21 protein-coding genes are annotated in these 20045 nt (G+C 61.2%); 5 read left to right on the top strand and 16 right to left on the bottom strand.

The features are described from left to right. Positions 1-120: 120 nt before the first annotated feature. Entirely contained in the window at positions 121-507 is a 387-nt protein-coding gene (locus tag CIW50_RS14995; protein WP_172980337.1) for a DUF4345 domain-containing protein, read from the top strand. Further along, complete coding sequence (locus CIW50_RS14990; protein WP_149532110.1) at positions 504-686, top strand: hypothetical protein; 183 nt, start codon at positions 504-506, stop codon at positions 684-686. Before CIW50_RS14995 ends, CIW50_RS14990 begins: the two co-directional genes overlap by 4 nt. On the opposite strand, the gene flbD is transcribed toward CIW50_RS14990, so the two are convergent. The 8 genes from flbD to CIW50_RS14950 form a co-directional block, all read right to left on the bottom strand. After that, positions 687-2072 carry a sigma-54-dependent transcriptional regulator FlbD gene (gene flbD, locus CIW50_RS14985; RefSeq protein ID WP_149532011.1) on the bottom strand — a complete coding sequence of 462 codons (1386 nt, stop codon included), beginning with the start codon at positions 2070-2072 and terminating at the stop codon, positions 687-689. Positions 2073-2125: 53 nt separating this feature from the next. Next, the gene (gene fliN / locus CIW50_RS14980) at positions 2126-2470 is read right to left on the bottom strand and encodes a flagellar motor switch protein FliN (protein WP_149532010.1); all 345 of its coding nucleotides are present in this window, start codon (positions 2468-2470) and stop codon (positions 2126-2128) included. Positions 2471-2491: 21 nt separating this feature from the next. Continuing rightward, positions 2492-3112 (bottom strand): FliH/SctL family protein, encoded by a 621-nt coding sequence (locus tag CIW50_RS14975; RefSeq protein WP_149532009.1) that lies wholly within the window; start codon positions 3110-3112, stop codon positions 2492-2494. Continuing rightward, positions 3112-4203: a flagellar motor switch protein FliG gene (fliG, locus tag CIW50_RS14970; protein WP_149532008.1), complete on the bottom strand. Its 1092-nt coding sequence runs from the start codon at positions 4201-4203 to the stop codon at positions 3112-3114. The genes CIW50_RS14975 and fliG overlap by 1 nt, the downstream gene beginning before the upstream one ends. A gap of 5 nt (positions 4204-4208) precedes the next feature. Continuing rightward, positions 4209-5822: a flagellar basal-body MS-ring/collar protein FliF gene (gene fliF / locus CIW50_RS14965; protein ID WP_149532007.1), complete on the bottom strand. Its 1614-nt coding sequence runs from the start codon at positions 5820-5822 to the stop codon at positions 4209-4211. 171 nt (positions 5823-5993) lie between these two features. Continuing rightward, positions 5994-6269 carry a CtrA inhibitor SciP gene (gene sciP / locus CIW50_RS14960; RefSeq protein WP_002714638.1) on the bottom strand — a complete coding sequence of 92 codons (276 nt, stop codon included), beginning with the start codon at positions 6267-6269 and terminating at the stop codon, positions 5994-5996. Between the two features lie 145 nt (positions 6270-6414). Further along, complete coding sequence (locus tag CIW50_RS14955) at positions 6415-7128, bottom strand: flagellar hook assembly protein FlgD (protein ID WP_149532006.1); 714 nt, start codon at positions 7126-7128, stop codon at positions 6415-6417. 10 nt (positions 7129-7138) lie between these two features. Continuing rightward, entirely contained in the window at positions 7139-8647 is a 1509-nt protein-coding gene (locus tag CIW50_RS14950; RefSeq protein WP_149532005.1) for a flagellar hook-length control protein FliK, read from the bottom strand. Positions 8648-8964: 317 nt separating this feature from the next. Here CIW50_RS14950 and mnmA point away from each other — a divergent pair, with 317 nt between their 5' ends. Genes mnmA through CIW50_RS29525 form a run of 3 tightly spaced genes read left to right on the top strand, consistent with a single transcriptional unit; the run spans position 8965 to position 11240 of the window. Next, positions 8965-10161, top strand: a complete 1197-nt coding sequence (gene mnmA, locus CIW50_RS14945) for a tRNA 2-thiouridine(34) synthase MnmA (RefSeq protein ID WP_149532109.1) — start codon at positions 8965-8967, stop codon at positions 10159-10161. 17 nt (positions 10162-10178) lie between these two features. Beyond that, entirely contained in the window at positions 10179-10817 is a 639-nt protein-coding gene (locus tag CIW50_RS14940; protein WP_149532004.1) for a class I SAM-dependent methyltransferase, read from the top strand. A gap of 51 nt (positions 10818-10868) precedes the next feature. After that, positions 10869-11240 (top strand): hypothetical protein, encoded by a 372-nt coding sequence (locus tag CIW50_RS29525; protein ID WP_149532003.1) that lies wholly within the window; start codon positions 10869-10871, stop codon positions 11238-11240. A gap of 14 nt (positions 11241-11254) precedes the next feature. On the opposite strand, the gene CIW50_RS14930 is transcribed toward CIW50_RS29525, so the two are convergent. The 8 genes from CIW50_RS14930 to CIW50_RS14895 all read right to left on the bottom strand — a co-directional run bounded on the left by CIW50_RS14930 (position 11255) and on the right by CIW50_RS14895 (position 19815). Then, complete coding sequence (locus tag CIW50_RS14930; protein WP_149532002.1) at positions 11255-13114, bottom strand: bifunctional sugar phosphate isomerase/epimerase/4-hydroxyphenylpyruvate dioxygenase family protein; 1860 nt, start codon at positions 13112-13114, stop codon at positions 11255-11257. Next, a complete protein-coding gene (locus CIW50_RS14925) occupies positions 13111-13851 on the bottom strand; it encodes an ABC transporter ATP-binding protein (RefSeq protein WP_149532001.1) in 741 nt (246 codons plus the stop codon). Before CIW50_RS14925 ends, CIW50_RS14930 begins: the two co-directional genes overlap by 4 nt. Positions 13852-13861: 10 nt before the next feature. Further along, positions 13862-14605, bottom strand: a complete 744-nt coding sequence (locus CIW50_RS14920; protein WP_149532000.1) for an ABC transporter ATP-binding protein — start codon at positions 14603-14605, stop codon at positions 13862-13864. Then, positions 14602-15597: a branched-chain amino acid ABC transporter permease gene (locus CIW50_RS14915; protein ID WP_149531999.1), complete on the bottom strand. Its 996-nt coding sequence runs from the start codon at positions 15595-15597 to the stop codon at positions 14602-14604. Before CIW50_RS14915 ends, CIW50_RS14920 begins: the two co-directional genes overlap by 4 nt. After that, positions 15594-16469: a branched-chain amino acid ABC transporter permease gene (locus tag CIW50_RS14910; RefSeq protein ID WP_149531998.1), complete on the bottom strand. Its 876-nt coding sequence runs from the start codon at positions 16467-16469 to the stop codon at positions 15594-15596. The genes CIW50_RS14915 and CIW50_RS14910 overlap by 4 nt, the downstream gene beginning before the upstream one ends. A gap of 209 nt (positions 16470-16678) precedes the next feature. After that, on the bottom strand, positions 16679-17821 hold the full coding sequence (locus CIW50_RS14905; RefSeq protein ID WP_149531997.1) for an ABC transporter substrate-binding protein: 1143 nt from the start codon (positions 17819-17821) through the stop codon (positions 16679-16681). 60 nt (positions 17822-17881) lie between these two features. Then, on the bottom strand, positions 17882-18772 hold the full coding sequence (locus tag CIW50_RS14900; protein ID WP_149531996.1) for a shikimate dehydrogenase: 891 nt from the start codon (positions 18770-18772) through the stop codon (positions 17882-17884). Positions 18773-18876: 104 nt separating this feature from the next. Next, positions 18877-19815, bottom strand: a complete 939-nt coding sequence (locus tag CIW50_RS14895; protein ID WP_149531995.1) for a LysR family transcriptional regulator — start codon at positions 19813-19815, stop codon at positions 18877-18879. Positions 19816-20045: the final 230 nt, after the last annotated feature.

Here is a 20045-nt window from a genome sequence, read left to right as displayed (position 1 = left end):
CCATTCGCGCGGTCGGTGCAAGCGGGCCGAAGCACAGGTCCGGCTGCGCCACTGTGGCCGGTTGCTCATTGTCGCCCCATGACGCAGTTATAAGGCTGCTTGAGCCTCGGGAGACCAGCTTTGGAACGCAGACTGCTTCAGATCGCGCTGGCGATTGTCGGCCTTGTCGCCATCACCTTCGGCCTGACCGGCGTGCTGTTCGGCACCAGCCTGTCGGGTGTCAGGCTCGGCGTGACGATGGAAGGCTATGTGCGCTTCATCAAGGGCGTGCTGGTGGCGGTCGGGCTGATCTACTGGTCGGCGATCCCGCAGATCGAAAAGCGCTTTGAGCGGATTTCGATCGTGACCTTCATCCTCGTTTTCGGTGCGGGTGCGCGTTTGCTGGCGGTGATCGGTCACGGCTTTCCGACGGTGGGACTCCTGATCAGTCTGCTTGGAGAACTCGTGGTCGTGCCGCTGATCTGGCTATGGCATCGCCATCTGGTCCGAAGGGGTGCTTCGGTATGAAGCTGATCGGCACCTGGGTCGTCTATGTGATCGGCGCGATATCCATCGGTTATCTCGCGCTTTATGCTTATGCGATGTTCACCCGGCAGGAATTGGCGCCGGGCGATCCGATCAAGATTTTTCGCAAGCAGGACGCGCCGAGCTATTCGCGGGGCGCGTCGTTGTCATTCTTCGCGTAATTACATCGCGCCCATGGCGGCACGATAGTCGCCGGCACCTGCTCCCGCAGGGGTGATCGGCAGACCGCCATCTGCATATTCGTTCAGCTTGTTGCGCAGCGTGCGGATCGAGATGCCGAGAATGTTGGCCGCATGGGTGCGGTTGCCGAGGCAGTGCTTCAACGTTTCCAGGATCAGATCGCGTTCGACATCGGCGACGGTGCGGCCGACCAGCGCGCGGGTCACCGTCTCTGCTGCCATGGTGGCATGGGCCACGGCTGGCACCGTCTTGGCGAGGTCGAGGCGATCGCCATCCGGGGTCAGGATGGCATCCGCGCCGATCTCGTCGCCGTTGGCCATCAGCACCGAACGGTGGATGGTGTTTTCGAGTTCACGGACGTTGCCCTGCCAGCGATTGGTGGTAAGCACACGCCGCGCCTCGGCGGAGATCGGGCGCACCGGCACGCCATTCGCGCCGGCATATTTTTTGGCGAAATGCTGCGCCAGTTCGAGAATATCGGCCGGCCGATCGCGCAGCGGCGGGATCTTCAGATTGACGACGTTGAGACGGAACAGCAGATCTTCGCGGAACGTGCCTTCGCGCACGGCGTCGGACAGATTGCGGTTCGAGGTCGCAATGATGCGGATATCGACCGGTACGGGGCGAGTGCCGCCAACGCGGTCGATGACACGCTCCTGAATCGCGCGCAGCAGCTTCGACTGCAGGCGGACGTCCATTTCGGAGATTTCGTCGAGCAGCAGCGTACCACCAGTGGCTTCTTCGAACTTGCCGATGCGACGTGCGATCGCGCCGGTGAAGGCGCCTTTCTCATGGCCGAACAGTTCGGACTCCAGGAGATGCTCCGGGATCGCGGCACAGTTGATGCTGATGAATGGCTTCTTGGCGCGGTTCGAGCGGGTATGGACGTAACGCGCCAGCACCTCCTTGCCGGTGCCGGATTCACCGGTGATCATCACCGAAGCGTCGGAACCGGCGATCTGCTGGGCCAGCTTGACGACCTTGCCCATCATTTCGTCGCGATAGATCAGTTCGCGGGAGTCGTTGGCGACGGCGGCCAGAACGGCGGCGATCAGTTCCGGGTCCGGGGGCAGCGGGATGTATTCCTTGGCGCCGGCATGGATCGCGGCGACGGCTGCGCGGGCATCGGTGGTGATGCCGCAGGCGACGATCGGCACATGGATGTGTTCGGCCTCAAGGCGCATCACGAGGTCGCGGATATCGAGAGCAACATCGACCAGCAGAAGGTCTGCGCCCTTGCCGCTGCGCAACACGCCCATCGCCTGTTCGTGACCTTCGGCGTGAACGACGGAGGCCCCGTTATCCATGGCGATCTTGGTGGCGGTGGTGAGCTGGCCCTTGAGGGTACCAACGATGAGAAGCCGCATGGTGATCTCCTGTTATATCCTGGTCGCGCCAGTGAGGCGCCGCTTGTTCGGCACTAGCCGCGTTCGGCCTTGATGATTTCTGTCATGGTGACGCCGAGTTTTTCCTCGACCAGCACGACTTCGCCGCGCGCCACCAGGCGGTTGTTCACGTAGATGTCGATCGCTTCACCAACGCGGCGGTCGAGTTCGAGTACGGTGCCGGGGCCGAGTTTCAACAATTCACCCACGCCCATCTTGGAGCGGCCAAGCACGGCCGATACCTGAACCGGAACGTCGAAGACCGCTTCGAGATCGGCGGCAATGCGTGTGACCTGTTCCTCGTCAGCATAGCCCACGTCTCCCATCGCGCCGGGGTCGGTGGCATCGAGATCGGGAAGCGGTACCTGTGGATCGCTCATGTTCTAGTCCTCACAGCCCTGTCAGGCCTGATTGCGCGACGCCATGTAGCGTCCGACAAGTTCGTTGATCTTGGCGTCGATGGTTGCGCGTTCCAGCACGACGCCGCCATCTGCCCATTCGATTCTGCAGTCGCCATTTTCGATGTCCGGCTCGGCGAGAATGACAAGGCGGCCGGCGAAGCCGCTTTGTTTGGCCTGTTTCTCGATGCGTTCGCGTGCTTCGTCATAGAGCTGGTCGTTAATGCGCACCACGAGATGCGGTGTCGACACCAGATTCTTGAAACAGTCGTGCACCAGGGCCATCACCTCGGTGAGCGGCTCGACGGCGATCAATTCATTGCAGAGCTTGCGCGCCACCGACACCGCGACATCGACTGCCTCGGTCTCCATCTTGGATTCGATGGCCCCGAAGCGCGACGAGATCGACGAGATCGCCACGCCGATCTGTTCCAGTGCCAATGCAGCGCGGCGGTCAGCCTCGGCTTTGGCCTCGCGCTGCGCGGCATCGAAGCCAGCGCGATAGGCTTGGGCTTCGGCGGTGGCGAGCCTCTCGGCGATCTCGGCCGGCGTGATCGCGGGTGCACGCGCCTTGTCGGGCGCCGCGAAGTCCATATCGAACAGGAATTTTGCGGGGGCCGCCATTAATACACCAGCTCGTCGTCGGCGCGGTTCTTCGTCAGCACGATTTCGCCCTTGGCCGCGAGATCCTTGGCGAGATTAACGAGAAGTGCCTGTGCTTCGTCGACGTCGCGCAGGCGGACCGGGCCGAGCGCGGCCATATCGTCGGTCAGCATCTTGGCTGCGCGGGACGACATGTTGCCCATGAAGAAGGCGCGGACTTCCTCGTTGGCGCTCTTCAATGCGATGCCGAGCTTGTCCTTGTCGATGCTGCGCATCAGGGTCTGTGCCGAGCCGGCATCCAGCTTGATGAGGTCGTCGAAGGTAAACATCAGCGCCTTGATGCGCTCTGCCGCCTCGCGATTGTCTTCTTCCAGCGAGGTGATGAATCGCGTTTCGGTCTGGCGGTCGAAATTATTGAAGATTTCCGCCATGACTTCGTGCGCGTCGCGACGACGGGTCTGCGAGAGGTTCGACATGAACTCGACACGCAGCGTCTGTTCGACGCGCTCAATGACCTCTTTCTGCACCGCTTCCATCTTCAGCATGCGGTTGATGACGTCGAGCGCGAGATCTTCTGGCAGGATACCAAGCACCCGGGCGGCATGCTCAGGCTTCAGTTTCGACAGCACTACGGCGATGGTTTGCGGATATTCATTTTTGAGATAGTTCGCGAGAACTTCTTCCTGCACGTTGGAGAGTTTTTCCCACATGTTGCGGCCGGCAGGACCGCGGATTTCTTCCATGATACCGCTGACGCGCTCGGACGGCAGATACTGGGTCAGCAGACGCTCGGTGGCATCGAAAGTGCCCATCAAGGCGCCGGAGGCGGACATCCGTGACACGAATTCGAGCAGCAGATCTTCGACTGTCTCCGGCTCGATGGTGCCGAGCGACGACATGTGAACTGAAAGCTCGCGCACTTCGTCGTCGTCGAGCTGCGCCCAGACCTTGCCGCCATACTGTTCGCCCAGCGCCAGCATCAGGATGGCAGCGCGCTTCGGGCCGCTCAATGGCTTCGCCGGCGCGCGGCCGCCCTGGCGCTGTGCCAGCGAGGCTACGACGCTGGCGATGTCGCTGCTGTTGTCGCCGGTGGTTTGCGGAACGGATGCCATTCAGATCACGCCGGTTCCTGCAGCCATGCGCGAACAATGGCTGCGGTTTCGTTGGGGTTACGATCGGCCAGTTCGCCCACGCGATGCACGGATTGTGCGTGGACCTGACCCTGGATGGTAGCGACGTCGATCATATTGGGGCCACCAGCAGGAATGACGGTCTGTCCGTCTGCGCTAAGGGCCACACCGTCGGGAAGAACGAGGGCGTTGGCTGCAGGGAGCGCCGGCACAGGCTCAGCGGCGAGGACGCGGCGGACTAGCGGGCGGATGACCATGAACATCACGACCAGGCCGAGCAGCATCATGACCGCGAGCTCGATGACGCGCATCACGTCATCCTTGGTGAACTGCATCATGCTGAGCAGACCTGTCGGCTCCGGCGTCGGAACGACAGTTGGGCCCTCGGCGAATTTCAGGTTGACGACCTCGACCTGATCGCCGCGCTTCTGGTCAAAGCCAATGGCCGAACGGACCAGCGCTGCGATGCGATCGAGTTCTTCCTTGGGGCGTTGGGCGTAGACCTGCTCGCCCTTCTCGTTCTTGGTGTAGCTGCCGTCAACCAATACCGCGACCGAGATGCGATTGACACGGCCCGCTTCGGTTACTTCGGTCTTGGTGATGCGGGAGATTTCGTAATTGTTGGTTTCTTCCGACTTCTTGCTTTGATCCTTCGCCGTCCCCGTGTTGCCCGCCGCCTGATTGCCTGGCAGTTCGTTGTTGACGGTGACTTGGCCATCCCGCTCGCCGACTGCGGAGGATTCTTCACGGCTCTGGCTGGAGCGCAAAACCCGGCCTTCCGGGTCGAATTTGTCGGAGGTCTGCGTGACCTTGTTGTAATCGAAGTCGGCCGTGAGCTGGACCCGGGCCCGACCGGCGCCCACCACCGAGGAAACGATCGCTTCGACCTGGCTACGCATCCGTTTCTCGAAGCCGGCGCGGCGCTCGTCACCGGTGGCACCGTCCATGGTCGGGTCAGCGGCGCCGTCGGCGAGTAACTGTCCGGCTTCGTCGACGATCGAAACCCGGGCCGGCTTCAGGCCGTTGACCGCCGAGGCGACGACATGGCGGATCGCCCGAACCTGCTGCGGGTCGAGCGCACCGCGGACACGGACCACGATCGAGGCTGAGGGCTCGGGCGCTTCGCGGGAGAACAGGGGGCGTTCGGGAAGCACGAGGTGAACGCGGGCGAACTGTACCCGGTCGATCGCCCGGATGGTTCGTGCCAATTCACCTTCAAGAGCTCTTAAGTGATTGATATTTTGAACAAAACTCGTCGTTCCGAGGGCGTCCGACTTGTCGAAGATCTCGTAACCGACGCCGCCGCCCTTGGGAAGGCCGCCTTCGGCAAGCTTCATGCGGAGGCGGGTGACCTTGTCCTTCGGCACCATGATGGCGGCGCCGTCGTTCTTCAGCTCATAAGGAATGGCCTGACGTTCCAGGTCCTTGATGATCGCCGAGGAGTCCTCGACGCTGAGGTCCGTGAACAGGGTGGTCATCTGGGGCGTGGTGACCCGCATGATGACGAAAGCAAAGAAGCCGATGAGCGCGGCCGTCACCGCAACCATCGCCATCAGGCGCGCCGCGCCGAGACCCTTAAGGAAACCTAGAAGACTCTGCACGAACCAGCCCCTGAGATTCGGCCTCAAAGACCGACTGGGCAAATTTTGCCGGGGTATGGTTTCGATATGGTTAACGTCGGTTAACGGGTGGCAAAAATATGGCGAAATGACGAAAGCCGACTTCCCGTGAGGGAGCCGGTTTTCATCGAATTGGAGATATTAACGATTCGTTTACTGACGATACTGCTGGATACGGGTGGTCCGCAGCCCAGCCAGACCGTGCTGGTCGATCGAGAACTGCCAGGAGAGGAATTCGTCGACTGTCAGCGTATAACGGCTGCAGGCTTCCTCAAGAGACAGAAGGCCACCGCGCACAGCGGCGACAACTTCGGCTTTGCGGCGGATGACCCACCGTTTAGTTCCGGGCGCGGGCAGATCCGCAATTGTTAACGGACTGCCGTCAGGCCCGATGACGTATTTGACCCTCGGGCGATGGGGTTCTGTCATGGCGTACTCACAAACTCTCAACCACTGAACTCACTTCAATAATCTACGCCCAGCGACTTAAAATTTGCCTAAGCCTACAACTCCAATGCGAATAGAACTGAATTTGGTTCGAAATATCGTCCCGAGGAGATGATGCGTTGCAGCGTCAGGTTGTCGGTGTGGTCGGCGGCGTTGTCGTCGGACGCACGACACGCTTGATCTTGTCGACCGTGTAGTTGGTGCCGTTGATCGAGAGCAGAGCGGGGCTCGCTGACAGATCGACGGAATCGACGATACCCTGGACTTCCGTGGAGACGGCTACGTCGCGGCCGTTGTCGTCCTTGCCCGTTGCAGTCAGCGTATAGGCCCCTTCGGGATACTGAACGCCGTCATTGCCTTTGCCGTCCCATACGAAAGTGCCGTTGCCGGACTTCAACGTATACTTGCCGGTGTAGACAACGTTACCAGCTGAGTTCGTAATGTTGACGGTGGCTGTAGAGTCCTTATCGGCGAGCAGATTCCATGTCGCCGACGTCTTGAACTGCGCCGTGCTGCCGTCGACCGCAACGTTGTTGCCGACATAGATGAGCGCCTGCGTCGCTTCTGTAGCTTTGCCAAGATCGACCAGGGATTTCAGCTGGTCGTTCGACTTGAGCTGCTGTTCGACGCCCGCGAACTGTACCAGCTGCTGTGTAAACTGATTGGTGTCTAGCGGATCGAGCGGATTCTGATTCTGCAACTGTGTCGTCAGAAGTGTCAGGAACGTCTGGAAGTTATCCGCGATGCCCGTGGTTGAGCTCGACGAGCTTGAGCTGTTGCTCGAGCTGGAGACCGTGGACGTCCCGGATACGACCGGGTTCACTACTGTATCGACTGCCATGGTTTGCTCCTCAGATACTGATGTCGACGCCGCTGCTGGATCCCAGCATGCGGCCATAACCGCGGCCCGCAGCAATTGCAGGCACGGACTCGTCTTCGTGAATGACAAGGCGCTGGGCGTTACGGCCCGAATTCTCACTACTGTTCTGTTGCTGGCCTTGCGACTGATCGCGCAGGCTGAACTGTAATCCACTGTCGCTGGTCTTGAGGCCGGCCTGTTCGAGCGCCCGCTGCAGTTGCGGTGCATCCTGGCGCAGCATGGTCAGGGTTTCCGGCTTCTCGACGGTGAGGTGCGACGTCACATTGCCATGCTTGTCGACTTCGAGCCGGACGTCGATACGGCCGAGCTCGGCAGGGTCGAGCCGGATGTCGAAGCTGCTCTTTCCCGATTTGGCGTTCTGTGCGATCTCGACGGCGACACCGTTCAAAGGCACGGGAGCGTTGGTCGCCACGGTCGCAGTCAGCTGTGGGGCCGCCGCCGCCGGCGCGGTCTGCAACGGCTGCTGCAAGGCGTTGCTGACCGGCGTGTTCACATCCGGTGCCGCAGGCTGAGCGGCATGTTCGGTGCGATGGTCCTGAGATGCGGCGATGGCGGCCTTGTTAGGCTCTGGCGTTGCCGCTTCAGGCTTAGCGCCGTCCGCCGAAGTTCCGTCCGGCTTAACATCCTTCGCAGCGGTCTGAGCTGTCGCCTTTACGTCGGTCGGCTGCGTCGATGCCGTAGCGTCGGTTGCTGTCTTGTCGTCGGATTTGACAGCGGTCGTTGCGGTCGTGGTCGCGTCGGAAACGCCGGTCTTCTTCGCGCCCGTCTTGCCGGCAGCGGGAGTTGCCGATGCAATCAACGCTGCGAAATTTTCCTCAGCTTCCGGTGCGGTGGTCGCCGGCACTGTTTCAGCCCCTGTTGCGGTCGCTTCGGTGGCTGCGGCCTGCGCCTTCAATACGGCGGCTGCGATCGCAAGCGGCTGGGCAGCGCCAGCGGTTTCGGGCGTTGTCGCCGTCACGGCGACGTCCGTAGCGATCGGGACCGGAATGGCGACAGCAACAGCCGCAACAGCGACAGGCTTGTCGGTTACCGCCGTGGCGTCGGCATCCGTTGCTTTGGTGGTGTCGGTACCCTTGGACGAGGCGTCCTTGGTGTCACTCTTACTGTCGGTCTTCGCGTCGGATTTGGAATCGGCCTTCGTGTCGTTCTTGTCGCCCTTCTTCACCTTGCGGCCGTCGTTCGCGGTGCCGGCAGCCTGAGCGTCGCGGTCCCGTGCATCAGCGGAGGCTGCCTGATCGGTTCGGTCGTCGCTCGGCCGTGCCTTGTCGTTGCTGACCGAGCGATCGTCGCGCCGGGCCGGCGTCGGCAGATCCTGCTGGGTTGCAGCCGCGGCGCGGTCACTATTGGCGCTGGCAACGATGTTGCTGTCGACCAGCGAGCCGAAGCTACCGGAGTCCGACTGCTGATCATCGCGGGACGAGGTCGAACGCGCGCTCTGAAACGAGACGGTTGAGGCAATATCCTGCGTAACGCTAACCACGGGCGGCCTTTCCAGAAGAGTTCTATCCTCCTTTCAGCAAGGACCGGGCCAGCCAGTCTGAGTTTTAAAGTCGTTATAATTCAATATGTTAGTCCGGACGTCGCCTGTCGTGACGGGGAACATGGCCACTTCTTTTCTGCCCGGCGGCAAGAATTGCCGTTCCCGGCGCGGTGCCGTGATTGATTGAGCGCAAGGCGGCCTATATTAAAGAGCCATACCCCAACCATTGTCGGATCTACCTTAAGTTCCGGGATTTGGCTCCGTTTTCCTGATCGCGACGGTTTGCAGCCAGCGCGGTCGCATCAGTGACCGAAACCATGCTCAACAGTCTCGATCTCGAAGGCCGTCCGCAGGACACCAGGGTCGTGGTCGCCATGTCCGGCGGCGTCGACTCCTCGGCGACGGCTGCGCTGTTGAAATCGCAGGGCTACGACGTCGTCGGTATTACGCTGCAACTCTACGACCATGGCGCCGCGACCCATCGTAAGGGCGCCTGCTGCGCCGGCCGTGACATTCACGATGCCCGGGACGTCGCCGAGCGTATCGGGATTCCGCATTACGTGCTGGACTACGAAAGCCGGTTCCGCGAGTCAGTCATCGACAATTTTGCTGCAAGCTATGCTTCCGGCGAAACGCCGGTGCCGTGCATCGAGTGCAATCGTTCCGTCAAGTTCCGTGATCTGCTGGCCACCGCGCGCGATCTCGGCGCGCAGGCGCTGGCAACCGGACATTATGTGGCGTCGCGCCGCTTGGCCGACGGCTCGCGTGCTATGGTCTGTGCCGCTGATGCGGATCGCGACCAGAGCTATTTTCTGTTCGCCACCACGCAGGAGCAGCTCGACTACCTGCGCTTCCCGCTCGGTGACATGAGCAAGCCGCAGACCCGCGAGCTGGCCCGGCAGTTCGATCTGTCGGTTGCCGACAAGCAGGACAGCCAGGACATCTGCTTCGTGCCGTCTGGCCGCTATACCGACGTGATCGAGCGTCTGAAGCCGAATGCTCTGGAACCGGGCGAGATCGTCGATATGGAGGGCCATGTCATCGGCCGCCATGACGGGATTATTCATTTCACCATCGGGCAGCGCCGTGGCCTTGGCATCGCTGCCAGCGCGCCGCTCTATGTGATCAAGCTCGACGCCGTCACCCGGCGCGTGATCGTCGGCCCACGCCAGGCGCTGCGCATGCATCGCATCGTGCTGCGCGACCTTAACTGGATTGGCGGCGGGACGCTCGATCGCGCGGTTGGCGACGGTCTCGAACTGTTCGTCAAGGTTCGCTCGACCCGTGGACCACAGCCAGCCTGGCTGCGCGCCGTGAACGGCGGCTACGAGATCGAACTGGTTGGCGGCGAGGAGGGCGTGTCGCCCGGTCAGGCCTGTGTGTTCTACGACGCGCCGGACGGCCAGGCCCGCGTGCTCGGCGGCGGCTTCATCAAGAGCGCTGCGGCGAAAAGCCCTGTCAGCACGTCCCCACGCGATGCTAATGTCTCAACTGTCGCAGCGATGCGTGTGTAAGAGTTCAGGGTAGGGGCATGGCTGGCGATATCGACCGCGCGGGGGTCGCGAAGGCGTACGGATTATGGGCACCTGTCTATGATCTGGTATTCGGCAAGGTTTTTGACGCCGGGCGACAATCCACCATCATCGAGGCAGACCGGATCGGTGGCCGCATTCTCGATGTCGGCGTCGGTACAGGCCTGTCGCTTGTCGACTACAAGAGCACGACCAAAATCTGCGGCGTCGATATCTCCGAACCTATGCTGCGTAAGGCGCATCAGCGCGTGCGTAACGAAGGCCTCACCAACGTGGAAACGCTGGCGGTGATGGACGCCAAGAATCTGGCTTTTCCGGATTCCTTCTTCGACGCCGTCGTGGCGCAGTATGTCATCACTGCTGTTCCCGACCCGGAGGCCACGCTCGACGATTTCGTTCGCGTGTTAAAGCCCGGTGGCGAGCTCATTCTGATCAATCACATCGGCGCCGAAAGCGGTCCACGCAGGATTTTCGAAATGGCCTTTGCGCCCTTGGCGCGTCGCCTCGGCTGGCGGCCGGAGTTCCCGTGGAAGCGGCTGGTGGATTGGGCTGCGGTGCATGGCGGGATCACGCTGGCTGAGCGCCGGCCGATGCCGCCGATGGGGCATTTTTCGCTGATCCGCTACGTTAAATCCTGATCGGTGCATCTTCAGACTGGAACCTCCGTTCGCGCCGGTGGTTTGCTTCAGATGCAGATCAAAAAGTCGCTCGTCACTGTGGGTTTTGTCGTGGCCTGTTCCAATGCAGCAATTGCGCAGGCGCCGCCGATGGCCGCTACCCCTCCAGCACAGACCGCGCCACCCGCGGCGGAGCGTGCAAACGCCAATTGTGCGCCGACACAAACGACCCCGCGGGGGACGATTTCTCCCAACGGCACGACGACCGGCCAGAGTCCGGAGACGTTGGGCGACAAGCTCGCGAAATCAGATGGTGTTCTGTGTCCGCCGAGCAATATCGATCCCGCGATGCGGGCGCCCGCTCCGAATTCGGATAGCAGCAATACGCCTGTCATTCCCCCGCCGGGCAGTCCAGGTGGCGATCAAAGCATTCGGCCGAAGTAAGTTTTCGCCCGCTGTCAGATGCGCGGCAGTGATACCGGCCGCGCGTCACGGGTCTGCGCAGCAAGTCGAATGCCGGCATTGGCCGCGCCAAATCCTTGATAGTTGCGGCGCTCGACGATCTCGAAGAAGAAACGCTCGTCGAAGCTCGGCGTGTAGATCTGGAAGAATTCGCCGTCGTTTTCACGGTCGTAGAGAATCTGGTTGTCCCGCAGTGCAGCCATCAGTTCGGCATCGAGCCCGTATTTCGCTTCAACGTCATCGTAATAGTTCTCGGGAATGCGCAGGAATTTGGCGCCGCGTTTGCGCATCTCAGCCACAGCCGCGAAGATATTACTGCATGAGAACGCAATGTGCTGTACGCCCGAGCCGAAAAATTCTGAGATGAAGCGGTTCGACAGCGTGCGCGTTGCGGACGATCCGTTCAGGATGATGCGCAGCGACTGATTGGCTGATATCAGCGCCTGGCTTTGCACGAGGCCGACTGGGTCCGGAATTTCCATCTGCGGCAGGCGCTGCAGGTCGAGAATACCGGTGTAGAACAGAAGCCACGATAACATCTCGTCGTAGGGCATCGATTGCGAGATATGATCGACGACGGAGAGATGATCTGTACCGGCATCGCTCTTGAGCGGCTCGAAATCGATATCCCAGTTCTTCCCGGCCGCTTCGAGAAAATACAGCAGGCTGCCGCCGACACCGTGAATCGCTGGAATCTCCAGCTCGCCGGGTCCGACTGGCTGATAGAACGTCCGCGCCCGCAGGGCTTCCGCGCGCGCCATGGCTTGCTTGGTATCGCCGACATCGAGCGCGATGGCGCAGACGCCGGCGCCATGGGTGACGTAATGCGAATGCGCGAAACCGTCTGGCTCCGAATTGACCACGAGCTCAATCGCACCCTGGGACCAGCGTTCGACGTCCTTGCTGCGGTGGGCGCCAGTCTTGTGAAAACCAAGTTGGCTGAGCAGTGTTGCGAGGTCAGTCGCCTTGGTCTCATTGACGGCGAATTCGATAAAGCCAACACCGCGGGTGGATGTCTTCGGCTGCAGGGCGTCGGCCGGTGCCTTCGCCAGTTGATCCTGCAGCAGGATCAGTGAACGCAATCCGTCAGTGGCAGTACGGACGGCGGAGCCTGCGCGGAACTGGTCGTTGAAAATCTCGAGGGACCACGCGCCACTATAGCCAGTGGCTTGCACGGCCTCCATGAACTTGGCTACGGGCAGGTCGCCCTGACCGGGAAAGCAGCGGAAATGCCGGCTCCAGGACAGGACGTCGAGGCCCAGCTTCGGCGCATCGGCGAGCTGTACCAGAAAGATCTTGTCGGCCGGAATGGATGCAATGGCGCTGACGGGAAATGCCGGAGCCAGTGCATGGAAGCTGTCGAGGATCACGCCGATGGACGGGTGATTGGCGCGGCGCACGATCTCCCAGGCATCGCGGTAGTCGTTGACATGAGCGCCCCATGCGAGTGCTTCGAAGCCGACACGCATGCCATGCTTGGCGGCGAGGTCTCCTAGCTCACGAAAATCCGCCGCTGCGCGGTCGATACCGCCGAGCGAGGCCGGCGAGATGTTGCTGCAGATCAGCATCAAATCCGTCTGCAGCTCCTTCATCAGGTCGAACTTGCGCGCCGCGCGCGCGAAGTTGCGGCTGCGCTGCGGCTCATGCATGCCCTCGAAGTCGCGGAACGGTTGGAAAGCGCAAATGGTCAGGCCTAGGTCGCGGCACATCTGGCCGACATCCCTGGGGCTGCCATTGAAGGATAGAAGGTCCGCTTCAAAGATCTCGACCTCGTCGAAGCCGGCAGCCGCGATGGCACGGAGTTTCTCATCCAGTGCCCCTGATAGCGAGACGGTGGCGATCGAGAGCTTGTTCATGCCGCGGTCTCCGTCATGGCGCCGCCGAGGAACAGTTGCCCGATGCGCGGATCTTTGAGCACACGGTCGGCCTTGTCCATCAAACGGGTTTGGCCGAGTTCGAGCACGATGCCGAAATCGGAAATCTCCAGCGCCGATCGCGCATTCTGTTCGATCATCAGGATCGAGACACCGCGGTCGCGCAGCTCTTTCAAGATATTGAAGGTCTGCAGCACCATCAGCGGCGACAGCCCGATGGAGGGCTCGTCGATTAGCACAAGCTGCGGATTGAGCAGCAGGCCACGGGCGATTTCGAGCTGCTTTTGCTCGCCGCCCGAAAGGGTCGAGGCCTGTTGCTTGGCCTTGGTGCGCAACACCGGGAATTTGTCGAGCGCGGCTTCGATGCGGGCCGGCAGATCGGTGATGTCACGACCAGCGGCGACGGCGCCGAGCTCGATATTGTGACGGACCGTGAGTTCCGGGAAGATGTTGCGGCCTTGCGGGACGTAGCAGATGCCTGCGGCCAGCAGTGCGCGCTGGCTCAGACCGGTCACGTCCTTGCCTTTGAATGTGACTTTGCCCTCGCGCAGCTTCAGCAGGCCGAAGATCGCCTTGAACACTGTCGACTTACCGGCGCCGTTCGGCCCGATGACGGTGGTGATCGATCCGGCCGGCACCGAGAAGGTGGTGCCGTTGAGAATCGTCGTCTTACCGTAGCCGCCGACCAGGTTCTGAACGTCCAGGATTGCATCGCTCATGGCATTATCCTCAATGTCCCAGATAGGCTTCGATCACGGCGGGGTTGGCGCGGACTTCGTCAGGCCGGCCCATCGCCAGCACTTTGCCTTCGGCCATCACCATCACGCGCGTGCACAGCGACATCACGAATTCCATATTATGCTCGATGACCACGAAGGTTGCGCGCTTCTCGCGGTTGATTGCGGTGAGGCGGTCCTTGAGGTCGGCCAGCATGGTCAAGTTGACTCCGCCGGCCGGTTCGTCGAGCAGCACGAGCCGCGGCCCGCCCATGAAGGCCATAGCGGCGTCGAGCAGCTTCTGCTGGCCGTAGGAGAGGCCGCCTGCAGGTTCGTTGGCGAGATGGTCAAGCTTGAAAAAGCCGATCATCTGATTGGCTGCCTCAGTGAGACCGGCGTCCGACGGGCCGAGCAGCCGCGACAGCATGTTGCCCTGATGCTCCTGGCCCGCAAGGATCAGGTTCTCGCGCACCGAGAGTTTTGGAAAAACCTGCAAAAGCTGAAACGTGCGGCTGACGCCGAGGCCGTTCAGCTCCGAGGGCCGCATACCGGTGACGATTTTGCCATCGACCTTCACTTCTCCGGCGCTTGGTGTGAGCTGGCCGAGGATACAGTTGAACAGTGTGGATTTTCCGCAGCCGTTCGGGCCGATCAGGCCGAGAATTTCGCCTTCCTGCACATCGAAGGAGACACCATTGACGGCTGCGATGCCGCCAAAGCTCTTGCGGATGTTGGTAACTTCGAGAACCGCGGTCATGGCGCCGTTTCCAGTTTTGCTTTTGCCACGGCGCGCAATGCGGAGGCTGCTTTGGTCCGGCGTTCCGAGATGAAGCGATCGAGGATGCCGAGGATTCCGGTCGGCGAGTAGATCAGTAGTCCGATCACCGCGATCGCATAGAGCATCAGGTAATAGCCCTGCGTGAAGCGCAGCCATTCCGGCAGCAACACGGCGATCATCGCGCCAAGGAACGGTCCGAAGAAGAAACCAGAGCCGCCGACGATCACCATCATCAAGAGATCAAGCGACAGCGACAAATGGAACGGCACGGGATCGACATATTGCGTTAGCGGCGCATAGAGCGTGCCGGCGATACCGCCGAGTGCGGAACCGATTGCAAAGGCCATCAGCGTATAGCGCCGTGTGTCGATGCCGAGCGAGAGCGCACGAACGGGATTTTCGCGCAGTGCGATGAAAGCGCGGCCCCAGGGCGACCGGATCAGCCACCAGACTGCGAGCGAGACGATGCCGAGCGAACCGAGGCAGACATAATAGAAAGGCAACGGTCGCCGCGTCGGATAGCCGAAGATCTCGGGGCGCGGGATATTGCTGATACCGTAGATGCCCTTGGTCAGCCAGTCCTCGTTGCGGAACACGAGGAAGGCGAGCGTCGAAAAGGCGAGGGTGACGAAGGCGAGATAATGATGCTGCACGCGGAGTGCGGGATAGCCAAGGATCCAGCCTATGACGAAGCACAGCACGATGGCGACGCCCAGAGCCGCGATCAGCGGCAGGCCGTTCGATGTCATGATCGCTGCGGCATAGGCGCCGATTCCGACGAACGCGCCCTGCGCCAGCGAGACCTGTCCGGCGTAGCCCAGCGTGAGGTTCAGCCCCATGGCGGCGATGGTCATGACAGCCCACTGGCTGAGAATGAACAGACCATAGCGGTTGAAGTTCATCGGGACGATGATCAGCGCGGCAATAACGACGATGCCGAAGCCGATCTTGGGATACTTCGCCGCGGTCATACGGTGCGCTCCTCGGGGCGTCCCATCATACCCTGCGGACGGAACAGAATGATCGCGATCAGCAGGACCAATGGCACCGCAGCGCGATACTGGGTTGAGACATAGGCGGCGGAGAGATTGTCGACGACGCCGATCAGCAGGCCGCCGGCTATGGCGCCACGGACCTGGTTGAAACCACCGACAATGGCGGCGATGAACGCAGCCTGACCCAGCACTTCGCCGTTGGAGAACTTGGCGAGATAGATCGGCGTGATGAGCAGCGACGCCAGTGCGACGAGGAAGGCGTTGATCAGGAAGGTCAAGAGGATCATACGCTCGACCGGCACGCCGACGATGCGCGCCACCGTCGGGTTCTGCGCGGCCGCCTGCATCTGGTGACCGATCGATGTCCGGTTCAGCAGCGTCGTCAGACCGAGCACGGCGAGGATCGCAAGCACCAGCACGCCGATGCTCTGCAGGGCGACAATACGGCCGAAGATCGTGATGTCACCGCCCGGGATGATTGAAGGAAATGGCGAGGCTTCGGCGCTCCAGAACTGTTTGGCGGCTTCCTTGATACCGATAGCCAGCGCCATGGTCGCAATCGCCAGGGGCAGTACGCCATGGCGCAGCATCGGATCGACCAGCAGCAGCTTGAACCCGAGGCCGAGCAACAGCAGCGACAGCGCAATACCGATCACGATCGCCACCCAGAACGGTGCGCCGGCATGCATCACGGCCAGCATCAGGAAGGCCGGCAGCATGACGAATTCGCCCTGCGCAAAATTGATGGTCTGCGAGGTCTGCCACAGTAGGGTGAAGCCGACGGCGACGATCGCGTAGATCGCGCCGGTCGCGAGGCCCGCAATAAGAAGGTCGAGAAGATTGGACATGGCATTCTCCGAATGGCTGGCGCTTCGACGCACCGGCCGTGCGCTCCCTCGCCCCGCCGTTCGGGGAGAGGGTCGAGGTAAGGGGCTCTTGCGAGCAAAGCACTGGCCCTCTCACCCGACTTCCACGCGCTTCGCGCGTTCCAGTCGACCTCTCCCCGCCCGGCGAAGCAGAGCTTCGCCAGGCGGAGAGAGGTTAAGGAGAAGCAGCCTCAGTTACCCAGCTTCGGCAGCACCTGCTTGACGACCTGCTTGCCTTCCACGATCTCGACCAGGAAACCCTGACGATCGATGTCGCCATTGGCGTCGAAGGTTGCATCCATCAGGATGCCTGGCTCCTTGGCGGCAGTGATGGTGAAGCCGTGCAGGGCGTCAGCGAAGCCCTTGGAGTCGACCTTGCCCATCTTTTCGGTGGTGGCCTTGATCATGTAGATCGCGAGCCAACCCTTGAGGCCGTTATGGTCCGGCACGTAGTTGTACTTCTTGACGAACTTGTCACGGAACGCCTTGACCAGTTCGACCGGCGCGTCGGTGGTGAGACCGACATGGCCGCGTGCGCCATTGGCCGCGTCGCCGGCGAGTTCGACAACTTTTTGTCCGACAAGCGTGGTTTCGCCGACCAACGGTACGGTGACGCCCTGGCGCTTCAGCTCCTTGAGGATGCGCGCACTCTCTTCTTCGTTGACATAGACGAATACTGCGTCCGGCGCGGCAGCCTTGATCTTGCTGACGTCGGCGGCAAAGTCGGCCTGACCAGCTTCGGTGGAAAGGTCGGCTGCGACCTTGATGTTGTACTTGGCGAATTCCTTGCTGATGGAATCGCGCCCGCCTTTGCCGAAGTCGTTATTGACCCAGACGATAGCGACAGACTTCGCCTTCAGATCGTCATTGATGTATTTGGCGACTTTCGGCATCGAGGACTGCTGGCCAAACGACGTCCGAAACAGAAACTTGTTGCCGGCGGTGGTGAGTTCGGCGGCTTCGCCACCCATGATCTGCGCGATGCCGGCTTCGGCAGCGAGCGGCGCGGTCACCTTTACGGAGCCAGAATAGCCGGGCCCGAGCAGGACGTAAGGCTCGGCGTCGAGTGCCTTCTGAACCTGCGCGCGGGCGACGCCAGGATTGGACTGCGAGTCCGCGTGGGTCACTTCCAGCTTGCGGCCAAGCACGCCGCCCTTGGAATTGATCTCTTCGATAGCGAGATCGATGCCGTTCTTCCAGTTGGTGCCGACGGTGGCGCCGCCACCGGAGAGCTCGGCGACGTTGGCGAGTTTAATGGGGGCTCCGGACTGCGCGATGGCAGCACCGGTCAATACAGTCGCGAGCAGGGCGCTCGCCAAAAACACTGGCTTCATGGAATCCTCCGGTTGCTATTGTTGTGTTTGTGGGCGCGGCCTTGTGAGCGGCCGCTTCATTCAGGCTGCGTTTGGTGTCGGGTACCTTTTGACCATGACGGCGTCGAAAGCAATTCCCATTTCGATCGTTGAAGGCTCGAATCCTGTAAACAACTCAAAGGCATCGGCGGCCTGATAGATCGCCAGATCGCGGCCGGTCATGACCGGTGCTCCCTTCGCCTTGGCCGCGTTGAGCAGCGGCGTCCACAGCGGGGAGTACACTGCATCCGCGACCCACGCTTCCGCATGCAGCAGCGAATCGGGCACCGGCGTGCCGCGGCTGGGCAACATGCCGATCGGTGTCCCGTTGACGATGCCGACCGCACCGCGAACGGCGTCGTCGACGCTGTCTGCCACGCGAATGCTCTGCTTGTTCTGAAGCAGCGAGACGAGATGCTCGGCTTTGGCCGTGTCCGTATCGAAGATCCTGATCTCGGAAACGCCGAGATCGGCCAATGCAAAGGCGATCGCCTTGCCGACACCACCGGTGCCGATGACCGCGACCGGGCCGTGGTTAGAATTGGCGACGAGTTGCCTGGCGGCTCTTGCAAAGCCCGTGGTGTCGGTGTTGTGACCAGTCAGCCTGCCGTCGTGGACCACGACCGTGTTGACGGCGCCGATGGCCTTCGCTCCGGGCGACAGATCGTCGAGCAGATCGACCACGGCTTCCTTATACGGAAAGGTTACGTTGATACCGGCAAAGCCGAGGCGGCGGACGCCGTCCAGGATGGTGCGCAATTCTCTGCGGTCGGCACCGGCGATCTCGATGAGCTGATAGTAACAGCGTGCGCCCATGGCGTCGGCGGCGCGCTCATGCATTGCCGGCGACGCCGAATGCGCGATCGGTGCACCAAGCAGGCCGGTAAGGAAACGTCGGCCCGTCGCCGGGGTATGGGGCGTCGAAGAGGTCATGAACGGATGGCCAGTACTGTCAATCATCATCAGAAGCGGGGCAGAAGATAGCGCGGCGGCGATCTAACACAATTACCCTGTTATACAACAAACATAACATGATGTTATTTTTTACGGACACGCGGGGCCGGCTTAGCTGCGGCAATCTTGTGAGAGCCGACTGCGCGCATCTCGGCGCGCAGGCAGTCGATGAAATGCTCGATATGCAGTGACAGCGGTGCGCCGCGTTTCACGGCGACATAGGTATCGAACCGGGTGGGCTCGACGATGCGGATCAGCTCGACGCCGGGATAGCCGCCGTGGGCCACCGTAAACTGGTCGATGACCGCGATGCCCAATCCTGCCTTCACCAAGGCACAGACCGTGGTGCCGAACCTCGCCCGGATGGTGATGTCGTATTTGAGTTTATTGCGGGCGAATATCTCCGCCATGATCCGACCGTACGGATCATTGGGATCGATGCCGATGAGGGGGTATCCGATAATCTCCTTGGCCGATACCTGCTTGCGACCTGCGAGTTCGTGCCCCTCCGGCACGATGCAGAACAATTCGCCGGATGCCAGCGGCATGAAGTCGAGACCCGGATGTTCGAGCCGATAGCTCATGGCGACGCAGTCGCCGCGCCCGAGCAGCAGATAATCAATCGCTTCCTCAAGCTTGAGAATGTTAATGTCGATCCGCAGGCCGGGGTAACGACGCCGCACCTGCTCGATGGCGCGCGGCACCATCACCTGCGAGATACTGGGAACCGACCCGATGCGCAATTCCGACAGCGTTCCGTGGCCGATTTTGGAGATGATCTCGCTGAGATCGTCGACTTTCTTGTAGACACCGTTGATCTGCTCGAAAATATTCTGCGCTTCGGGCGTCGGGAAGTAGCGTCCGTTCTGGCGCTGGAAGAAGCGGATGCCGAGCGACTTCTCGGTGTATTTCACCAGGCGGCTGATACCGGGAGCAGATACATTCAGGAGTTTGGCAGCGCCGCCAATGGTGCCCGTCACCATGACAGCGCGGATCACTTCAACCTGGCGTAACGTCATCATGCGCAAAACTCTCGTTATGCTGAACGGCGCGAATGGTGCGCCAGAATGCGCTTTTCTTCCGTCCTGGATGGAATATGGGCGCGGACCGCGTCCTGCGAACCGGGTAGCATCTTCCCCAGAGGTTATCAGAACACATCAGAATTGATTCAATTTTTACCGATGGTTCGCAATCGAATTAACGCAAGTTGTAGGAGTGGATTGTAGAAGGGGCGCATTGGTCTATTTTCAGG

Source organism: Tardiphaga sp. P9-11, assembly GCF_008329525.1.
GTDB lineage: Bacteria > Pseudomonadota > Alphaproteobacteria > Rhizobiales > Xanthobacteraceae > Tardiphaga.
The sequence above is the reverse complement of the archived record's forward strand: the minus strand, read 5'-3'. Positions and strand labels throughout refer to the sequence as shown.